The 17507-nt window shown below is 72.3% G+C and carries 19 protein-coding genes; 5 read left to right on the top strand and 14 right to left on the bottom strand.

What is annotated here, in order from left to right; translation table 11 throughout:
* Positions 1–8: 8 nt before the first annotated feature.
* From AB0J64_RS12020 to AB0J64_RS12000, 5 genes are all read right to left on the bottom strand, one after another.
* A complete protein-coding gene (locus tag AB0J64_RS12020) occupies positions 9–614 on the bottom strand; it encodes a response regulator transcription factor (protein WP_345002961.1) in 606 nt (201 codons plus the stop codon).
* The gene (locus AB0J64_RS12015; RefSeq protein ID WP_364024584.1) at positions 611–1765 is read right to left on the bottom strand and encodes a histidine kinase; all 1155 of its coding nucleotides are present in this window, start codon (positions 1763–1765) and stop codon (positions 611–613) included. The genes AB0J64_RS12020 and AB0J64_RS12015 overlap by 4 nt, the downstream gene beginning before the upstream one ends.
* Complete coding sequence (locus AB0J64_RS12010; protein WP_364024581.1) at positions 1762–2775, bottom strand: hypothetical protein; 1014 nt, start codon at positions 2773–2775, stop codon at positions 1762–1764. The genes AB0J64_RS12015 and AB0J64_RS12010 overlap by 4 nt, the downstream gene beginning before the upstream one ends.
* A gap of 211 nt (positions 2776–2986) precedes the next feature.
* Positions 2987–3487, bottom strand: a complete 501-nt coding sequence (locus AB0J64_RS12005; RefSeq protein WP_364024578.1) for an SRPBCC domain-containing protein — start codon at positions 3485–3487, stop codon at positions 2987–2989.
* A 228-nt stretch (positions 3488–3715) separates the two neighbouring features.
* Positions 3716–4195 (bottom strand): helix-turn-helix domain-containing protein, encoded by a 480-nt coding sequence (locus AB0J64_RS12000; protein ID WP_364024575.1) that lies wholly within the window; start codon positions 4193–4195, stop codon positions 3716–3718.
* Here AB0J64_RS12000 and AB0J64_RS11995 point away from each other — a divergent pair.
* Entirely contained in the window at positions 4186–4317 is a 132-nt protein-coding gene (locus AB0J64_RS11995; protein ID WP_364024572.1) for a hypothetical protein, read from the top strand. The two genes, AB0J64_RS12000 and AB0J64_RS11995, sit on opposite strands and share 10 nt — an antisense overlap.
* Positions 4311–5102 (top strand): MBL fold metallo-hydrolase, encoded by a 792-nt coding sequence (locus AB0J64_RS11990; protein WP_364024569.1) that lies wholly within the window; start codon positions 4311–4313, stop codon positions 5100–5102. The genes AB0J64_RS11995 and AB0J64_RS11990 overlap by 7 nt, the downstream gene beginning before the upstream one ends.
* A 79-nt stretch (positions 5103–5181) precedes the next feature.
* Here AB0J64_RS11990 and AB0J64_RS11985 read toward each other — a convergent pair whose 3' ends face one another.
* Both AB0J64_RS11985 and AB0J64_RS11980 read right to left on the bottom strand, forming a co-directional pair.
* Positions 5182–6279: a winged helix DNA-binding domain-containing protein gene (locus AB0J64_RS11985; protein WP_364024566.1), complete on the bottom strand. Its 1098-nt coding sequence runs from the start codon at positions 6277–6279 to the stop codon at positions 5182–5184.
* A 60-nt stretch (positions 6280–6339) separates the two neighbouring features.
* On the bottom strand, positions 6340–7470 hold the full coding sequence (locus AB0J64_RS11980; protein ID WP_364024563.1) for an epoxide hydrolase family protein: 1131 nt from the start codon (positions 7468–7470) through the stop codon (positions 6340–6342).
* A gap of 62 nt (positions 7471–7532) precedes the next feature.
* On the opposite strand from AB0J64_RS11980, the gene AB0J64_RS11975 reads away from it, so the two are divergent.
* The gene (locus tag AB0J64_RS11975; RefSeq protein WP_364024560.1) at positions 7533–8519 is read left to right on the top strand and encodes a YafY family protein; all 987 of its coding nucleotides are present in this window, start codon (positions 7533–7535) and stop codon (positions 8517–8519) included.
* Positions 8520–8608: 89 nt separating this feature from the next.
* On the opposite strand, the gene AB0J64_RS11970 is transcribed toward AB0J64_RS11975, so the two are convergent.
* From AB0J64_RS11970 to AB0J64_RS11945, 6 genes are all read right to left on the bottom strand, one after another.
* The gene (locus tag AB0J64_RS11970; protein ID WP_364024557.1) at positions 8609–9787 is read right to left on the bottom strand and encodes a protein kinase family protein; all 1179 of its coding nucleotides are present in this window, start codon (positions 9785–9787) and stop codon (positions 8609–8611) included.
* A 240-nt stretch (positions 9788–10027) separates the two neighbouring features.
* Entirely contained in the window at positions 10028–10912 is an 885-nt protein-coding gene (locus AB0J64_RS11965; protein WP_364024554.1) for a fructosamine kinase family protein, read from the bottom strand.
* Positions 10913–11310: 398 nt separating this feature from the next.
* Complete coding sequence (locus tag AB0J64_RS11960) at positions 11311–12579, bottom strand: RNA polymerase sigma factor (protein ID WP_364024551.1); 1269 nt, start codon at positions 12577–12579, stop codon at positions 11311–11313.
* Positions 12576–12905, bottom strand: coding sequence for a YciI family protein (locus AB0J64_RS11955; RefSeq protein WP_364024549.1), 330 nt, complete (start codon positions 12903–12905; stop codon positions 12576–12578). Before AB0J64_RS11955 ends, AB0J64_RS11960 begins: the two co-directional genes overlap by 4 nt.
* Before the next feature lie 159 nt (positions 12906–13064).
* Entirely contained in the window at positions 13065–14297 is a 1233-nt protein-coding gene (locus AB0J64_RS11950; RefSeq protein ID WP_364024546.1) for a hypothetical protein, read from the bottom strand.
* A gap of 36 nt (positions 14298–14333) precedes the next feature.
* Positions 14334–14786 (bottom strand): SRPBCC family protein, encoded by a 453-nt coding sequence (locus AB0J64_RS11945; protein ID WP_364024544.1) that lies wholly within the window; start codon positions 14784–14786, stop codon positions 14334–14336.
* A 24-nt stretch (positions 14787–14810) separates the two neighbouring features.
* On the opposite strand from AB0J64_RS11945, the gene AB0J64_RS11940 reads away from it, so the two are divergent.
* A complete protein-coding gene (locus AB0J64_RS11940) occupies positions 14811–16310 on the top strand; it encodes an MFS transporter (protein ID WP_364024541.1) in 1500 nt (499 codons plus the stop codon).
* 7 nt (positions 16311–16317) lie between these two features.
* On the opposite strand, the gene AB0J64_RS11935 is transcribed toward AB0J64_RS11940, so the two are convergent.
* The gene (locus tag AB0J64_RS11935) at positions 16318–16887 is read right to left on the bottom strand and encodes a TetR-like C-terminal domain-containing protein (RefSeq protein ID WP_364024538.1); all 570 of its coding nucleotides are present in this window, start codon (positions 16885–16887) and stop codon (positions 16318–16320) included.
* A gap of 72 nt (positions 16888–16959) precedes the next feature.
* On the opposite strand from AB0J64_RS11935, the gene AB0J64_RS11930 reads away from it, so the two are divergent.
* On the top strand, positions 16960–17457 hold the full coding sequence (locus tag AB0J64_RS11930; protein ID WP_364024535.1) for an FBP domain-containing protein: 498 nt from the start codon (positions 16960–16962) through the stop codon (positions 17455–17457).
* Positions 17458–17507: the final 50 nt, after the last annotated feature.

The raw sequence follows: 17507 nt of genomic DNA, 5'->3' as shown, positions 1-17507 counted from the left end.
CCGGCCCGTCAGAGCCAGCCGGCGTCACGAGATATGCGGATGGCATCGATGCGGTTGCGCCCGCCTACCTTGCTGATCGCGTTCGACAGGTAGTTGCGTACCGTGGCCTGCGACAGCGAGAGCTGGGTGGCGATCTGGGCGGTGCGGATGCCGCTCGCCGCGGCGCGCAGCACCTCGGTCTCGCGGGCCGTCAGCGGGCTGCTGCCTGTCTCGAGCGCCGCCGCGACGAGCTCGGGGTCGATCACCCGCTCGCCTCTCGCGATCCGCCGGATCCCGTCCGTGAGGGTCTGCGCCGGGGCGTCCTTCACGATGAATCCCTTCACATGCACCTTCAGCGCACGCAGCAGGTTGCCCGGCTGACTGAGCCCCGTGAGCACGAGAGTGCGGCAGTCGGGAAGCCGCGCGGACAGTTGCTCGGCCGCCGACAGCCCGTCCAGGCCCGGCATGTCGATGTCCAGTACGGCGACGTCGGGGCGCACCCGCAGCGCGGCGTCCAGCACCTCGTCCCCGCGCTCGATCTCGGCGACCACCTCCATGTCGTCCTCCAGCGACAGCAACGCGACCAGCGCGGACCTGATCATGTGCATGTCCTCGGCGATCAGCACGCGGATCACGCGACCTCCTCGGGGACCTCGACCGACAGCCGGAACCGGCCGTCGTGAACACCGGCGTCGGACGAGCCGGACGCGGCTTCGGCCCGCTCGGCCACTCCGGCGAGCCCGGAGCCGTACTGGGAGCCGTTCCCCAGGCCGTCGCGGACGCCGTCGTTGACGATTTCCAGCCGTACGCTCCCGCGCTGCCGGGAGAGCGTGATGGTGCAGGAGCCGGCGTCGCTGTGGCGCAGCAGGTTCGTGGTGCCCTCTCTGATGGCCCAGGCCAGGGCGCTCTGCGCGGAGGCGGGCAGTGACGGCAGGTCTGCCACGTCGAGCCGGGTGTCCACCCCTGCGGCGCCGAGCAGGGCCGCGGCCCCGTCGATCTCCGTACGCAGCGACACGGTGTGCTGGTCGCGGGTGATCGCGCGTACGTCGTGCAGCGCGTCGCGGGCCACGCCGGTCAGGCTCTCGATCTCGGCGCGGGCGGCGGTGGCGTCCCTGGTGAGCAGCCGCAGGGCCAGGTCGCCCTTGAGGGAGATCGCCGACAGGCTCTGGCCGAGCAGGTCGTGCAGGTCGCGCGAGACCCGGATCCGCTCCTCGCCGACGGCCGTCGCGGCCAGTTCGGTTCGGGCGGCGTCCAGCTCGTTCAGCAGCCGGACCAGCCGGGCCCCGCCCACTAGGGCCGCGGCGAACAGACTGGGCACGACCACGGCGTACAGGGCCAGGATGACGACCTGCCAGACGCTGAAGCCCGGTGTCCGTACGGTCGCGATCACCTGGAAGACCACGTAGACCGCCAGCTGTGCGGCGGCAACCGCCCACATCGTCCGGCCGCGCAGCAACATCACCGTCGAGGCCAGAACGAGAGTGGAGATGGCCACCCAGTTCAGGTTCAGCACCCACAGCGGCGCGTAGGTGAGCAACAGGAGTGCCGCGAAGCTCCAGCGCCACCCCGCGGGCCGCTCACCCCGGGCGGCGGCCAGGCTGTGCCGTAGCTGGAGCCCGAGGATCGCGGCGGTGGCCAGGATCGCGGGCAGCGGGGCGGAAGGCGGCGAACCGTCCGTGCCGAGGCTCGTGTACACCGGCACCTGGACGGCCAGCGGCACGTGCAGGGCGATCAGGGGCCAGTGCGGGTGCCGCAGCACCCACCGCGGCGGAATGGAGGGGGTCATGCCGGCACCTCGATCGTCTCGACGGCGCCGTCGGCGCGCACCTCCAGCAGCACCCGGCCGTCCAGGACGGTCGCCGTGATCGTGCAGGCGCGGGCGTTCCCCTCACGCAGCAGGCGGGTGACGGTCGCGCGCAGCGCATCTCGCTGCTGCGGGGCGATGGTGTCCAGGATGCCGGCGCGAGGCAGGTCCAGGCGGGTGACGATGCCCGCCGCGGTCAGCAGGGCGGCGGCCGTCTCCAGTTCGGTGCGCAGCGACGGCTGCCGGTAGCCGCGTACCCGCCGCCTGGCCTCGGCCAGCGTGCGCCGGGAATCGTCGGCGAGCCCGGTGAGTTCCTCCGCCGCGTCCGCCGGCTCGCCCCCAGCGGCCTTGCCCGCCGCCCGATCACCACGCGCCGCGATCGACTCCAGCGCGCTGCCGAGGCTGTGGCGCAGGTCGTCGTCGATCCTGCGCCGCTCCTGCATGACGGCCCGCTGAGCCAGCGCCTCCCTGGCCGTCTGCAACCGGGTCAACGCCGCGGCCAGCCATACCAGCATCAGCAGCGCCGCGCTGCCGCACAGCACCGAGAACGTCAGCCACGGCGCGGCCGCCCACGACAGCCCGAGGGTATGGGCCACCGGCGCCGCCGTGGCCACCACCGCCACGTACCCCACGTACGACCACGGTGCGGGCAGCACCAGCAGGAACGACACCACCAGGGCCGTGTACGCCCGCGGCCACATGTTCCCGGCCAGTGGGGTGGCCCCGAGGATGACCACGGCCATCACCGCCAGCGACCAGCCGCCGAGCGGCGGCCTGTGCGCCCGCGCCGCGTACCAGACGTGGCGCAGGTGCAGCGGAAGGTAGGCCGCGGTCGCCGCGATGCTCCACAGCCCGGTGCCGACGCCGTTGCCCACATAGCTGAACGCCAGCCCGACCTGCACCAGCGGCAGCAGGGCGCTGCAGGCGGCCGCGCCGACCGGCGCCAGCCGGACGGCGCGGTCGGTTCGCCACAGGTCCGCCAATCCTCCCACCGCCCGTCCTCGCATCCTGGCTGACCAGAGTAGAGGCCGCAGCCGGATATCGAATCCGGCGGCCGGTCCTGCGAGAACTGGGGTCTCGGACGCGCGAGCATGCCGACGCCCCGGGTCAGCTGCGATCGTCCGTCGGCGGAGGCGGGGGCCGAGAGTGGCGGCGTCGTGGCCGTTCAAGGACGAGACCATGCGTACCACGAGCGTGACGAGATCAGGCGGGGCCTTCTCCCGCATCGATGACCCGGCCGAGATTGTCCAGTTCGTTGCCGCGGCCGGCCGTCAGGCGCTGGGTCCACTCCTCGTCATGCATCGCGTCCATGGTCATGGTGACGCGGACGCCGTCGCCCTCGGGCCGGATCTCGACCACGGTGAGGAAGTCGTACGGCTCCACGCCCGGAATGAAGTCGGCCAGGGAGGTGTAGGAGAGCCGCGCGGGCGCCTCCACGTCGACGAAGGTCTTGCGCGACTCGGTGCTCAGCGGCAGCCCGGCGCCCTCCATGAACGCGATCTGCTCGGGCGCGGTCGCGGTCATCGTGTAGATCAGCTCGCCGCCGGGCCGCAGGTCCAGCTTCCCGACGTTCACCGTGAAGCCGTCGGGCGACCACCAGGACTCGATGCCCTCGCCGGTGGTCCACAGGCGCCACACGTGCTCGGGCGTGGTCGCATAGGTGCGCTCGATCCGGACGGTCTTGGTCGCGGGTGAGAGGGTCATGAATGCTCCCGTTGAGGTGGGGTTACGTGAAGCGATCCTCCACCTGAGGGCCTGGAGCGAAACAGAAGCAAATGTCACGAGACGGGCGATGACTTTCGACACGGGATCTCCGGCCTGAGGCGCGGGCCGAGGGGAAGGGCCTGCTCAGGCGCCTGGCCATCTCAGGCGCCTGGCCATCTCAGGCGCCTGGCCACGAGTCTGTGCCTCGTTCGGGGCCTGAGCAGCAAGTCAGTGCGTCTGTCCCATGGCGGCGTCGATGCGCTCGAACGGGCCTGGACCGTCGTGCGGCTTCGGCGGGGCGCCGAGGTGGCGGACGCGAAGCTCGTCCATGAGCTCCTCGATGAACGCCGGACCCTCATCGCGCATGAGCTGCTGCCGGCTCCGGAGCTCGTCGCTGCCCGGGCGCCAGTCGAGGCCCCAGTTGCCGAGGGCGTAGATGATCGGAAGAGTCTGGATGCCGGCTTCGGTGAGGCTGTAGCGAGCGCGTTGCCCCCGCGCGGCGCTGCCGCGGGTGAGGATCCCTGCCTCGACGAGCCGCACGAGGCGGTCGGCGAGGATGTTCGAAGCGATGCCCTCGATCGAGCCGGTGAGCAGCGCCCGAAAGTAGCGGCGGTCGCCGAGGATGACGTCGCGCAGCACGAGCAACGACCAGCGATCTCCGAGCACCTCGACGGCCGCGTTGATCGGACACCCGGACCGTGGTTCCACGATTGTTCGACGGCTACGACGTGCCGATCGACCTCGAGCTGCTCGAGCAGCGATCGTTCGAGCAGGGCGTCACGATGCATCGCTACGCCATCCGGGACGTCAAGGAGGCCAGCTCGTGCTGAGGCAGGTCGCGGAGGGCGTGCTGGTCCACGAGAGCGAGTTCTGCCAGAGCAACGCCGTGGTCGTGCAGGGCCGGGGTGGCGTGTTGCTCATCGACGCCGGGGTGCTGGGCGACGAGCTGGCCTGCCTGGCGAATGACCTGTCCGATGCGGGCCAGGCCGTCGTGGCAGGTTTCTCGACGCATCCTCACTGGGATCACCTGCTCTGGCACCCCGGTCTCGGCGCGGCGCCCCGTTACGGCACCGCGCGTTGCGCGGCTACCGCGCGAGAGCGCCCGTCGGGTGGGGTGGATGCGGTCGCCAAGGCCGCCGGCATCCCCGAGGAGGTACCGCTGGACCTGCTCGGTCTCATTACCGGCCTGCCCTCCGAGACGACGCAGATCCCCTGGGACGGCCCCGGGGTCCGGATCATCGAGCATCAAGCGCATGCTCCGGGCCATGCGGCGCTGTTGATCGAGGAACGCGGGGTTCTCGTCGCCGGCGACATGCTCTCTGATGTCTTGATTCCCATGCTCGACCTGAACGGCACCGTTGACCCGATCGAGGACTACCTCGCCGCGCTGCGACTGCTGGAGGGCGTGGCGGGTGACGTCGATGTCTTCGTCGCGGGCCACGGGTCCGTCGGCGGAGCTGACGAGGTGCATGCCCGGATCGACCAGGATCGGGCGTACCTGCGCTCCTTGCGTGGCGGCTGTGCTCTCAGCGACCCGCGGGTCGGCCCATCGGCCAAGGACGGCTGGGAGTGGGTGGCCGGCGTGCACGAACGGCAGCTCCAGCGCCTCGCCTGAAGAAGCGAGCGCGACGGGTCGCCCGCCGGCGAGGCCTCCTCCGGCTACCGGCTGCTGGGATCGCTGTGGTCTCCGTGACCTAGGCGGTGAAGCGGATCTCGTGTGAGGCGTCGGGAGCGAGGAAGTCCAGCAGGCCGCCGCCCTCGACGGTCAACGCGTCGCGGTCGGGGGCGGACAGCGGTGCGAACGGGTGCACGCTCAGTGTCGCCGTGCCGTGTGCGGTGGCGAACGTCCAGGTCGCTGCGGTGAACCCGTCGAGGAGCACCAGGCGACGGACGGGCCCGTGCGGCTTGAAGTTCTGCCGGCGGAACCCGTCGGTGATCACCCTGGAGCGGTCGTGGTGTGACAGCAGCAGGTTGTCGAAGTCGTACAAGAACCGGGCGGGCGCACTGACCTGCGGATCGGGCCGGGGCGCGTCAGGCAGGTCGAACAGCTCCGCGCCGTTCTCGTCGCGGAAGGTGACCAGGCGGGGCCGGAGCCGGTCGAGCACCTCCGCCAGCCTGGTCAGCCCGCACCAGGTCTGCACGTCGCGTACGGTCGCCGGGCCGAACGCGGCCAGGTAACGCAGGACCGTCCGGTCGATCGTGTGGTCGGTGCGCAGCGGCGCGTCCGCCCACGACTCGAGAGGAGCGTGGACGGTCCGGCCGCCGGAGCCCCACACCCCGCGGGGCGGGGTCTGCACGACCGGCAGGAGGTTGCGCACCGCGTAGGCGAGGCTCGCCGGGTTGCGGTCCGGCCACCGCTGGGCCAGCAGCCGGCCGAGCTCGCCCGGTGTGCGGGGCCGCTCGTCAAGCAGTTCCCGGCCCGCGGCCACCACCTGGCCGGTGTCCAGGTCGCGCATCGCCCGGCCGTGGGTGTGGTTGGCGAACAGGTCGCGGTCCAGCGCCGGCTGCACGAGCGGGCGCAGCCCGAGCGCGTCGGCCGTGCTGACGAGGTGGATCGTCGAGCGCATGAGGGCGATCCGCACAGCCTGCCGCTCGGTGAGCAGCGCCGCGACCTGCTCGGGCCGGCAGGCGGCGAGGCGGCTCCACAGTCCCACGTACCAGGTGTGCGGGGTCTGCGCCTGCAGGCCCACCAGGTGCTCGATGGCCTGCAGCGGGGTGAGGTCGGCGCGGCGCAGGAGCAGTTGCCGATCGAGGGTGGCGCGGTTGAGGGCGCGGCGGGTCAGGGTCTGCATGGCGGTGCTCCCGGAAGGTCAAACAGGGGGTGCGCGCGGCGCACCCCCGATCGGCACGGTTCAGCGCAGCCGGCGGAAGAAGCCGCGGATGTCGTCGATCAGCAGGTCGGGCACGTCGTGTGCGGCGAAGTGGCTGCCGGTGTCGTAGACGTTCCAGGACACGATGTTCTTGTGGTCGCGTTCGGCGAACGGGCGGATCGACTGGAAGTCCCAGGCGAAGTTGGCCAGCCCGAGCGGCACGGTGGTGGGTTCTGCCGGCTTGCCCTCCGCGTGGAAGTCCTCGTAGTACAGGCGTGCGGCCGATGCGGCGGTGTTGGTGAGCCAGTAGATCATGGTGTTGGTCAGCACGTAGTCCGCGTCGAGGTTCGGGCCGAGCAGCTGCGCATTCCAGCCCAGCTGCCCCGCCGGCGAGTCGGCCAGCGCGTGGGCCAGTGTCTGCGGCGCGGTGGACTGCAGCTTGTCGTAGGCGCCGCTGTTGTCCGTCCACCACTGCAGGAACCGGACCTTCTTCTGGTCCTCCTCAGCCAGGCCGGCCAGCTCGGCGGGGTCGCCGGAGGGGAAGGAGAAGATCTGGGTGACGTGCACGCCGATCACGTGCTCGGGATCGCAGCGACCGACCTCGGGCGAGATGTGTGAGCCGCAGTCGTTGCCGTGCGCGCCGTAACGCGCATAGCCGAGCCGGCGCATCAGCTCGGCCCACGCTCTGGCGATCCGGTAACGGTCCCAGCCCCGCTCGGCGGTGGGCCCGGAGAAGCCGAAACCGGGGATGGACGGAATCACCAGGTGGAAGGCGTCGGCCGGGTCGCCGCCGTGGGCTCGCGGATCGCTCAGCGGGCCGATGACATCGAGGTACTCCACGACGGTGGTCGGCCAGCCGTGCGTGAGCAGCAGCGGCGTGGCGTTGGGCTCGGGCGAGCGGACGTGCAGGAAGTGCACGTTCTGCCCGTCGATGGTGGTGGTGAACTGCGGGTGGGAGTTGAGCTTCGCCTCCCACGCGCGCCAGTCGTAGCCGTCGCGCCACCGCTGCACCAGGCCCTGCACGTACGGCAGCGGCACGCCGTAGTCACCGCCGGCGCCGGGCAGCTCGTCGGTCCAGCGGACCCGGGCCAGGCGCTCGGCCAGGTCGTCCAGGTCGGCCTGCGAGATGTCGATACGGAAATCACGGATCTCGGCCGTGTCGATCTCGGTCATGGCACCGATCGTGCCGGACCATTAGGACGATACCGCTCCTAATGGTCCGGCATGCTTGACGAATGTTGGACACCTCGGCCCGCCTCCTGCGGCTGCTCTCCCTCCTGCAGACCCCGCGCGAGTGGACCGGCGCCGAACTCGCCGAACGCCTCGGCGTGAGCGGGCGTACCGTGCGCGCCGACGTGGAGCGCCTGCGCACCCTCGGCTACCCGGTGCCGGCCACCCGCGGTTCCGCCGGCGGCTACCGGCTCGGCGCCGGTGCCGTGCTGCCGCCGTTGCTGCTCGACGATGAGGAGGCGGTCGCCGTCACCGTCGGCCTGCGGACCGCGACCGGTGGCGCCATCGCGGGGATCGAGGAGGCGTCCCTGCGGGCGCTGGCGAAGCTGGAGCAGGTGCTGCCGTCGCGGCTGCGGCGCCGGGTCGCCACCCTGCAGGCCTACACGGTGCCGGTACCCCGCGGCGACGCCGGGCCCAGCGTCGATGCGTCGGTCCTGACCACGCTGAGCGCGGTCTGCCGGGACCGGGAACGGCTCCGCTTCGACTACCACGACCACGCCGGCGCGGCCACCGTGCGCACTGTCGAGCCGTACCGGCTCGTCATCTGGGGCCGCCGCTGGTACCTGCTGGCCTGGGACGTCGAGCGGGACGACTGGCGCACCTTCCGTGTCGACCGGATCCGGCCCCGTACCCCGACCGGCCCCCGCTTCACCTCACGGGACCTGCCCGACGACGACGTCGCCGCGTACGTGTCAGGCCGGGTGTCCGCCGCCGCCTGGCGCTACCGGGCGCGGGTCACCGTGCACGCGCCGGCCGAGGTCATCGCCGATCGGATCGGCCCGGCGGCCGGTACGGTCGAACGCCTCGACGACCGTACCTGCGTCCTGCACACCGGCGCCGACACGATCGAGACCCTCGGCGTCCACCTGGGCCTGCTCGATGCGGACTTCGACGTCACCGGGCCGCCGGAACTCCTCACGCACCTGCGCCGGCTCGCCCACCGATACCTCCGCGCGACCACCTCATCGGCACCCGATGATCCAACCGGGTGAGCGCCCCGTCGCCGCATGACGGGCGATGAGGTGCTGGTCAGCGGGGCTCGCCTGGTGGGCGTGCACCTCTCTCAAGCGGTGGGTGACCTTTACTCGAGCGGCAGGGCGTGCCGTCCGGCAACCTGGCGGATCTCCTCCAGCGGGTACGGCGTCTTCCTGCTCTCACTCTGCAGCTCGTGGTAGAAGTCGTTCAGCACGGTGGCCAGCGGGCTGTGCCGCGACAGCAGGGCCGCGACCCCGCCGGGCACGCCGGCCGGCCGCTCTCCCGCCGCCCATTCCCGCACCAGTTCGCGACGCCCCGGCCAGTCGGCGCCGTGGAAGGCGCCGGCCAGCCAGTTCACCAGGTACGTCAGCGTGTAGGTGCGGTCAAAGGTGAGGTGCCGGCGATAAAAGGCCTGTTCCTCCTCTGACAGGTCGAACCGGGTCGACACGGCCTGCCCGAAGTCGGTCAGGTAGAAGCGGCGCCCGTCAGTGAGGATGTTCTCGAAATGCGCGTCGAAGTGCAGGAGGCCGCCCGCGTTCATGAAGGACACGGCCGCACGCAGCTCCTGGTCCGCCAGGGCGCAGGCGCGGTCGGCGTCGCCCGCGCGCATTCGCTCGTCCAGCCACTGGTGCAGGTTGTGGGGAAAGTACTCCAGGAAGAGCGTCAGGCTCGCCGGAGCTCCTGCCAGCGCTTCGAGGCGGCGGCGCACGCCGGGCGCGCCCTCCCAGAAAGTGACGGCCCGATCGATGTCGGCCAGCTCTCCGTACAGGGGGGCGGGCTCGGCGTTGGGCAGCACCCGCCAGTGATACAGCAGCGGGAAGCCGGGGAACTGGCCGGTCAGCACCCACTCGGTGGTGGTCGTGTGCGCGGCCAGCTCGCGCCAGGCGCCGAAGCCGGGCGAGCCGATGCCGTACTGGCAGAAAGGCGGCAGCCCGAACAGGTTGGCCGTCGAGTGCGGGTGGCGCAGTTCGGGCTCGGTGAGGGGCACGCGTTTGACGAAGACCGAGGTGCCGCCGACCTCGAGCCGCGCGGACGCCCCGCCGATGCCGGTGCCGAGGGGCACGGCCTCGCGCTCCAGCAGCTCGGCCAGTTCCCGGTCGTCGTAGCGGGCCATGGCCGTGGAAACGTCACAGTGGGTGGTCAGCCGCGCGTCCATCATCGTGATCACTTTACTGGCCGATGACGGCCGCCCTTGCCTGGCGGCCGGCAGCCCGATGGCCACCAGCACCGCCGCCCGTTCCGCCGGATCGGCCATCGTGCCCAGGCCCTCGCGCGGCACACCCATCGGCCTCGCTCCTCCTCATCAGGGCCAGCGTTCGGATCACGCAGCTCGCGCAACCCGCCGCCCACCTGCGGGCGAATGAAGGGGTGGAAACCGTGGAAGTCGATGTGCTCGAACAGCAGAGGTGAGAGCCGGGCACGGATCTCCGGGCCGACGCCCAGCTCGCCGGCCTCCAGGCGCTTCACCGCCGCGTCGATATACCCCTCCACAGCGGTCCGAAGGCAGTGATCCTCTGAGCTGAGCTCAGGGCCGCTGCCGGAACGGGGCGAGCGTGGCGCGCACGAGGTCGGCGGCGCCCCAGTCGGGGTCGAACTGGGCGATCACGGCCAGGTGCTGGCGTAGCTGGAGGATCGGCATCCGTTCGCGCCAGTCGCGGTCGAGCCCGGTCAGCTCGGCGTACAGTCCGAAGAACACGTGCGCCTCGGGCGGCGGCGCCGTCGTCCACACGTGGGCCAGGTCGACCTCGGCCCACGTGTACGACACGGCCGGGTCGATCAGCACGGGCCGCCCGTCGGGGGTGGCCATGACGTTCAGCGCCCACAGGTCGCCGTGCGTCAGGCACGCGGGCCTTATCGGCAGCAGCTCGGGCAGCCGGTCGCACAGCCGCTCCAGTGCCGCCCGGTCCGCGGCGTCGAGCGCCTCCTGGACGCGACGCTCGCCGAGCCAGCGCAGTAGACGGTGCTGGGCGAAGAACTCGTACCCGTCGTCATCCCAGGTGTTGACCTGCCGACGACGGCCCAGCCAGTTGTCCCGGTGCCACCCGAACCGGGGGTGCCGCGTGGTGGTGTGCAGGTGGGCGAGCGCATGCGCGAGCTGCTCCCAGAAGGCCGCGGTGCCCGGCCGGGGCTGCAGCACGGACAGCACGAGCAGGTCGCGGTCCGCGAGGATGATCTCGGGCGTGGCGACGCCGCCCGCCTCGCGCAGCACGGTGAGCCCTTCGGCCTCCGCAGCGAAGGCGTCCTCCGACGGCGGCTCGCCGAACGCCTTGACGAACACCGACGTGCCGTCACTGCGGCGCGCGAGCCCCGCCGTCGCGGCGAGGCCTCCAGTGGCCGGCTCGACCGCGACGACGTCGGTCAGGCCGGCCGCGTGCAGGCGTTCGAGCAGGAAGGACGTCGCGTCTGTCACGCGTGTACTCCTCTCTGCTGGTCACGCCTCATGGCCATCAGTGCCGAGCCCGCGGCGGCTCACTCATTGATCCTAGTTGGACCGCCCACCCTCAACGCCGCCTATCCGCGCGACCTCTTAGCGGGAATGTTCGGCCGGATATGACCAGGACCCCATGACCACAACACGGCTACGGAAGCCATCGGGAAACCGGCCACGAGTCGACGGGGGCGGCTGGTCGCTTCCGGCGCCCATCGGGACGGCGAGGTCGTCCGGTCGCACGTCGTGGCGGTACCCGTCTGCGCGCCGGCGGCCGGGCCGGGCGCCGCGGCCGTCGTGGTCGGCGTCGAAGAGGGTGGCGTGCGCTTCTTCGGGATGATGTGCGGGGCGAGTCTTGCCGATCGGCGGTCTGTGCTCGGTCAGCGGGTGACCTCGCTCAGGCGGCGGGTGAGGTAGCGCCGCTCGGGCTCGGCGGTGGCCAGGGCGAGCGCCTGACGGTAGGCCTCGGCCGCCTCGGCGCGGCGGTCCAGGCGGCGCAGCAGGTCGGCGCGGGTGGCGGGCAGCAGGTGGTAGCCGTCCAGCACCTGGTGTGCGGCCAGGCGGTCGACCAGTGCCAGCCCGGCCTCGGGGCCGCGGGACATGGCGACGGCCACCGCGCGGTTGAGCTCGATCACCGGGGTGGGCTGCAGGCGGGTCAGGTGCTCGTACAGGATGACGATCTGCGGCCAGTCGGTCGCCTCGGGGCGGGCCGCGGTGGCGTGGCAGGCGGCGATGGCGGCCTGCACCTGGTACGGGCCGGGGGCGTGGCGGGCCAGCGCCTCATCCAGCACGCGTACGCCCTCGTCGATGCGGGCGCGGTCCCAGCGGGTGCGGTCCTGCTCCTCCAGGGGGACGAGCGTGCCGTCGGGGGCGGTCCTGGTGGCGTGGCGGGCCTCGTGCAGCAGCATCAGGGCCAGCAGGCCGCCCGTCTCGGGGTGGCCCGGCAGGAGGGTGGCCAGCAGCCGGGCCAGCCGGATGGCCTCGCCGCGCAGAGCCGACCCCTCGGTGCCGCCGGAGTCCGCGGACCAGTCGGTGCCGCCGGAGCCCTCGGACCCGCCGGTGCTGTCAAAGCCCTGGGAGCGTCCGTAGCCCTCGTTGAACAGCAGGTAGAGGACGCCGAGCACGGCCTGCAGGCGCGCCGGCAGCAGGTGCGGCGGGGGCACGCGGAACGGGATGCCCGCCGTCCGGATCTTGCGTTTGGCCCTGACCAGGCGCTGCGACATGGTCTGCTCGGGCACCAGGAACGCCCGGCCGATCGCGGCCGTGCTCAGCCCGGCCAGTGTGCGCAGCGTCAGGGCGACCTGCGCCTGGAGTGACAGCGCCGGATGGCAGCAGGTGAACATCAGCCGCAACCGGTCGTCGGGGAAGTCGTCCACGGCGGGCGGCGGCCCCTCCGGCAGGGCGGCCTGTTTCAGCTTGGCGGCGCCGACGGCTTCGCGCCGCAGCCGGTCGGTGGCGCGGTTGCGGGCCGCCGTGGTCAGCCAGGCGCCCGGCCGGTCGGGCACGCCGTCGCGCGGCCAGCGTTCCAGCGCCGCGGCGAAGGCGTCCTGGGCGCACTCCTCGGCCAGGTCCCAGTCGCCGGTCAGGCGGATGAGGGTGGCGACGATCTGGCCCCATTCGCGGCGGAAGACGGCCTCGAGGTCGGTCATAGGTCCAGCAGCGGCCTGATCTCGATGGAGCCGTAGCGGGCCACCGGATGCTTCGAGGCGATCTCGACGGCCTCCTCCAGCCCGGAGCACTCGATGACGCTCAGCCCGCCGATCTGGTCCTTGGTCTCGGCGAACGGCCCGTCGGTCAGCAGCACGCCGCCGTCGCGCACCCGCACGGTGGTGGCCTCGGCGGCCGGCCGCAGCCCGAGCCCGCCCCTGACGACGCCCCGCCGCGCCATCTCCTCGCTCCAGCCGCCGCACCCGTGGAGGGCGATCTCCTCGGGCACCTCGGACTCGTCGAGCCCGATCATGAGCACGTACTTCATGGCACCCGACAATAGCCAGCGGCTACGACGTTCCCGGGCAAGGGGCGGGTCAGGTGCGGCGGCGGTAGGCGAGGACGGCCAAGGGGGCGAAGACGGCCAGGAACAGCACGCCGGAGGCCGGCGGCCCGCCCAGCATCAGCGCCCTGGACGCCTCCAAGGTCATCCGGCGGTGCGTTCGGCGTGGCGAAGGGCGCGCAGGCCCGGGAGCGTCATGGCGCCCAGCCGGGCGCCCGTGTGCGGTTCCAGACGCAGCACCTGCTCACCTGTCCCGGCCAGCAGTTCGCCTTCCAGGTACGCCAGGCCGCGTGCCTGCCCGGGCAGGTCCCAGGCGGCCTGGGCCGCGAGGGTGGCGCCGTCGCAGACCAGCAGCCGCCGGCCCGCCGCCAGGTACAGCCGCCCGTCGCCCGCCACCGCGAACGCCTCACCCGTCCCCCCGGGGGTGGGGCTCATGAGCCTGCCCGGCCGCCCTGTCCGGGTGATCGTCAGGTCCCTGGTGGAGGCCAGGACCACGCGTCCGGTGGAGGCGTCGAACACGTACAGCCGTGCGTCCTCCACTGCCAGCGTGTGCGCCTCGGGCGGGCCGAGCCCGAACGGGGCCGGCAGGTCCAGGCAGTACGCCCAGCCCTGGTCGAGGTGGAGGACGTGGACGAAGGCGTGCACCCCCGGGCTGAGGTCCCTGCCGGCGGCCAGGTCCCGGGTGTGCAGGTGGGCGTCCTGATGGGTGTAGAGGGTGTAGAGGATGTTCTGGGCGGGGTCGAGGACCGCCTGGCGGCCCTGGCCGTGCATCTCCTCCTCCTGCCCGGGCGGGATCTGGCGTTTGTCGCGCGTCAGCAGGGCGCCCATCGTGCCGCGGGCCACGTCGTACACGCGTACCCGGTAGCGGTTGGGCGCCCGTGGGGGCAGGCGGTCCAGGACGTACATCGCGTTGCCGTCGGCGGAGAACGCCTCCGGCTCGATGTTGCCGTCGAGCTCGAGCGTGCGCCGGCGTCCGCCGGTGGCCAGGGTGATCGTGGTACGGGTGCGCGGGCCGGGCGGCGGGCCGATCGCGGCCACGCCGGTGGTGACGGCCTTGACCTGCAGGGAGGACGTTCGTGCGATCGGCAGGTCGTCGACGAGGGTGCCGTCGGCGGCCCGGTAGGTGCGCAGGTGGCCGTCGTGCAGCTGGTAGAGCCTGGCCCAGCGGTGGTCGGCGACCGCGCCGGGGTAGGTGGCGCGGACGGTGCCGCGGGCCAGGTCGGCGACGGCCAGCCCGGCGGCGGTGTCGGCGTACAGCCGCCCGGATGGCGGGGGCTTCGCGGGTGGGGGCTGGGGGCGCCCGTCCGGGGCGCAGGCCGACAGGACGGCGGCGGCGCCGCACAGGATGAGCGCTCGGCGTCTGGTGTAGGGAGCCATGCCATGGCTACACCGCCCGCCGTATGAAGGTTCCCGTCAGGCGCGGGGGAGCAGGGTGGCGAGTTTGCGCAGGCAGTGGCGGAGGACGGCGGCGAAGACGGGACGGGCGAGCGGCCACAGGGCCCGGCCCAGCGGCCCGAACGGCAACCGCAGCCGTTCGGCCCAGATGACGCGGCTGCCGCCGTCCTGTGCCCGCACCCGGATGACGCCTTCGCCGCGTACGACGTGGCCGGTGTGGGTGACCCGCACCAGGGACGGCGGCTCCCAGCGGGTGATCGTCATCGTGTCGAGGAACCCGAACGGCCGCAGCCCGGTGTAGGCCTCGACGGCGTGCTCGCCCACCTGGCGGGCATCGGTCATGAACATCCACTCCCGGTGCCGGTCCCAGTCGGTGATCAGGGCGAACACCTGCTCCGGCGCTGCCGGGACGTGGACCGCGGCGGCCACGTACGTCCAGGAGGGCTCTCGCCGCTGCTTGACTTCGAGCATGCTCTAATTTCTAGCGTCGTCCTCATGAGTGTTTCAACGCGGGTGAAGGCCATGAGCGGCGTGGCGGAGCTCAGCCGGCGCCGCCGGCTCCTGGTGCTGGCGATCTGCTGCGCCAGCATCGTCGTCGTGGTGATGGACGTCTCCATCGTCAACGTGGCGCTGCCGGAGATGCGCCGGGACCTGCACGCCTCGGTGTCCGGCCTGCAGTGGACGGTCGACGCGTACACCCTCGTGCTGGCCGGTTTCCTGGTGCTGGCCGGGTCCACCGCCGATCGGGTCGGCCGCCGGCGGATCTTCCAGGTCGGCCTTGCCACCTTCGGTCTCGGCTCGCTGCTGTGCAGCCTGGCGCCGAGCATCGGGTGGCTGGTCGCGGCGCGTGCGCTGCAGGCCGTCGGCGGCACGATGTGCAACCCGGTGGCGATGGCGATCATCGTGACGGTGTTCCCCGAGCGGGCGGAGCGGGCCAGGGCCATCGGCGTGTTCGGCGCGATGTCCGGCCTGTCGCTGGGGCTGGGGCCGATCCTCGGCGGCGCTCTGGTGGACGGGTTGGGCTGGCGGTCCATTTTCTGGATCAACGTGCCGATCGTGGCCGCCGCGATCGTGTGCGCCGCGCTGTTCGTGCCGGAGTCACGTGCCGCCCGGGCGCGCCGGTTCGACCCGGTGGGCCAGACGCTGGTGGTGCTGGTGCTGGGCAGCCTCGTCTACGCGATCATCGAGTCCGGCCGGTTGGGCTGGACCTCGCCGGTCATCCTCGGCCTGCTCGCCGTCGCCGTGCTGGGCGTGCTGGGCATCCTGTCCTACGAACCGCGCCGCGTGGACCCGCTGCTGGAGCTGCGCCTGTTCCGCAGTGTGCCGTTCGGTTCGGCGATCCTGATAGCGCTGTTCGCCTTGTGCGGGTTCGGGGCGTTCCTGTTCGTGACGACCCTGTACCTGCAGGACGTGCGCGGCATGTCGGCGCTGGCGGCCGGGCTGTGCCTGCTCCCGGCCGGGCTGCTGATCGTGGCGCTGTCCCCGGTGACGGGCCGGTTGGTCGGCGGGCGCGGGCCCCGGCTGCCGCTGGTGGTGTCGGGGGCCGCGCTGGCCGTGGGTGGCGGCGCGTCGCTCTGGCTGGGACCGGCCACCCCGCTGCCGGCCGTGCTCGCGACGTACCTGCTGTTCGGCCTCTGCCTGGGCACCGTGAACCCGCCGATCACCAACACGGCGGTCTCCGGGATGCCCGCCTCGATGGCGGGGGTGGCCGCCTCGGTGGCCTCCGTCGGCCGGCAGAGCGGCATGGCCCTGGGCATCGCGATCTCCGGGACGATCGTGGGGCCGGCCCTGGCCCGCGGCGGGACGGCGTTCACCGGCGCGGCGCACGCCGTGTGGTGGCTGGAGCTCGGGCTCGGCCTCGCCATCCTGGCCCTGGGGCTGCTCAGCACCGGGCGCTGGGCCGCCGGCACCGCCGCGCGGGCGGCGGCGCTGTTCGAAGGCGTGGACAGCGCCGCCGGCCGTGGTGCGCCGTCGGGGGACGTCCTCAGCCGATGAGGGGCCGTCAGGCCGGCGGCCAGTGCCGCAGCAGCACGTCGAGTGCGTCCAGGGCTCTGGACCACGACGCGTCCACGTCGCGCGGGTGGCGGTCGAACCGGCCTGCCGTCTCCAGGGACACATATCCGTGGAAGGTGCTGCCCAGCAGTCGCACCGCGTCCGTCTGGTCGGAGCCCGACAGCTCGTAGCCACGCAGGATCGCCCGCGTCATCTCCGCGTGCCGGTGTGCCGCGCTGGTGGCCGCCGTCTCCGGGTCGAGCTCGATCTGCGCCGCGGCGTACCTGCCGGGGTGCTGCTTGGCGTAGTCGCGGTAGACGTGGGCGAAGGCCACCAGCGCGTCCTTGCCCGATCGTCCGGCCAGCGCGGCGGCGGCCCTGTCGGCGAGCTCGGTCAGGGCCAGCTCGGCCACTCTGACCCGCAGGTCCTGCAGGTCCTTGACGTGGGCGTACAGGGCGGCAGGTTTGACGTCGAATCCGCGTGCGAGCGCCGAGACGGTCACGTTCTGGAAGCCGATCTCGTCGGCCAGGTCCGCCGCCGCCCGGGTCAGGCGCTCCGCGGTCACTCCGGCGCGTGCCATGTGCCGCCCTCCCAAACTTACAGGCTTTAAGTATTTGCATACTACCGTTAAGTACGGCTAGCCTCCACGCCCATGCACGCACTCACCGAACGCGACATCCGTACGTCCTTCGTCAACTGCTCCAAAGGGGAGGTCAAGCGGCTCAACCTCCCCAAGGACTTCACGGACAGCCCCTGGGAAGACCTCGACTTCCTCGGATGGCGAGATCCCGGCGCGCCCGACCGCGCCTACCTGGTGGCCGAACGCGACGACGGCCTCGTCGGGGTCGCGCTCCGGGCGACCTCCGGCGCGTCGCGGGGTTTCACCTCTCGCAGCATGTGCTCGCTCTGCCTGACCACGCACACCAGCGGCGGCGTGGCGCTGATGACCGCGCGCCGCACGGGCGAGGCCGGCCGTCAGGGCAACTCGGTCGGGCAGTACCTCTGCACCGACCTGGGCTGTTCCCTGTACGTACGCGGGAAGAGGCAGGCCGCGGGCGACGGGATCACCGATGAGTCCCTCACCCCGGCCGAGAAGATCGCCCGCACCCGGGCCAACCTGCTCGCCTTCCTGGACAAGGTGACCGGGTGACCGACGGCCAAGCTCGGCCTGCGCGACCGTGTCCAAGCCGTCGTGGTCGC

The sequence above is a fragment of the Nonomuraea sp. NPDC049695 genome, from assembly GCF_040674955.1.
In the GTDB taxonomy this organism is placed as follows: domain Bacteria; phylum Actinomycetota; class Actinomycetes; order Streptosporangiales; family Streptosporangiaceae; genus Nonomuraea; species Nonomuraea helvata.
Note: the sequence above shows the minus strand (reverse complement) of the source record. Positions and strands in the feature narration are given on the sequence as shown.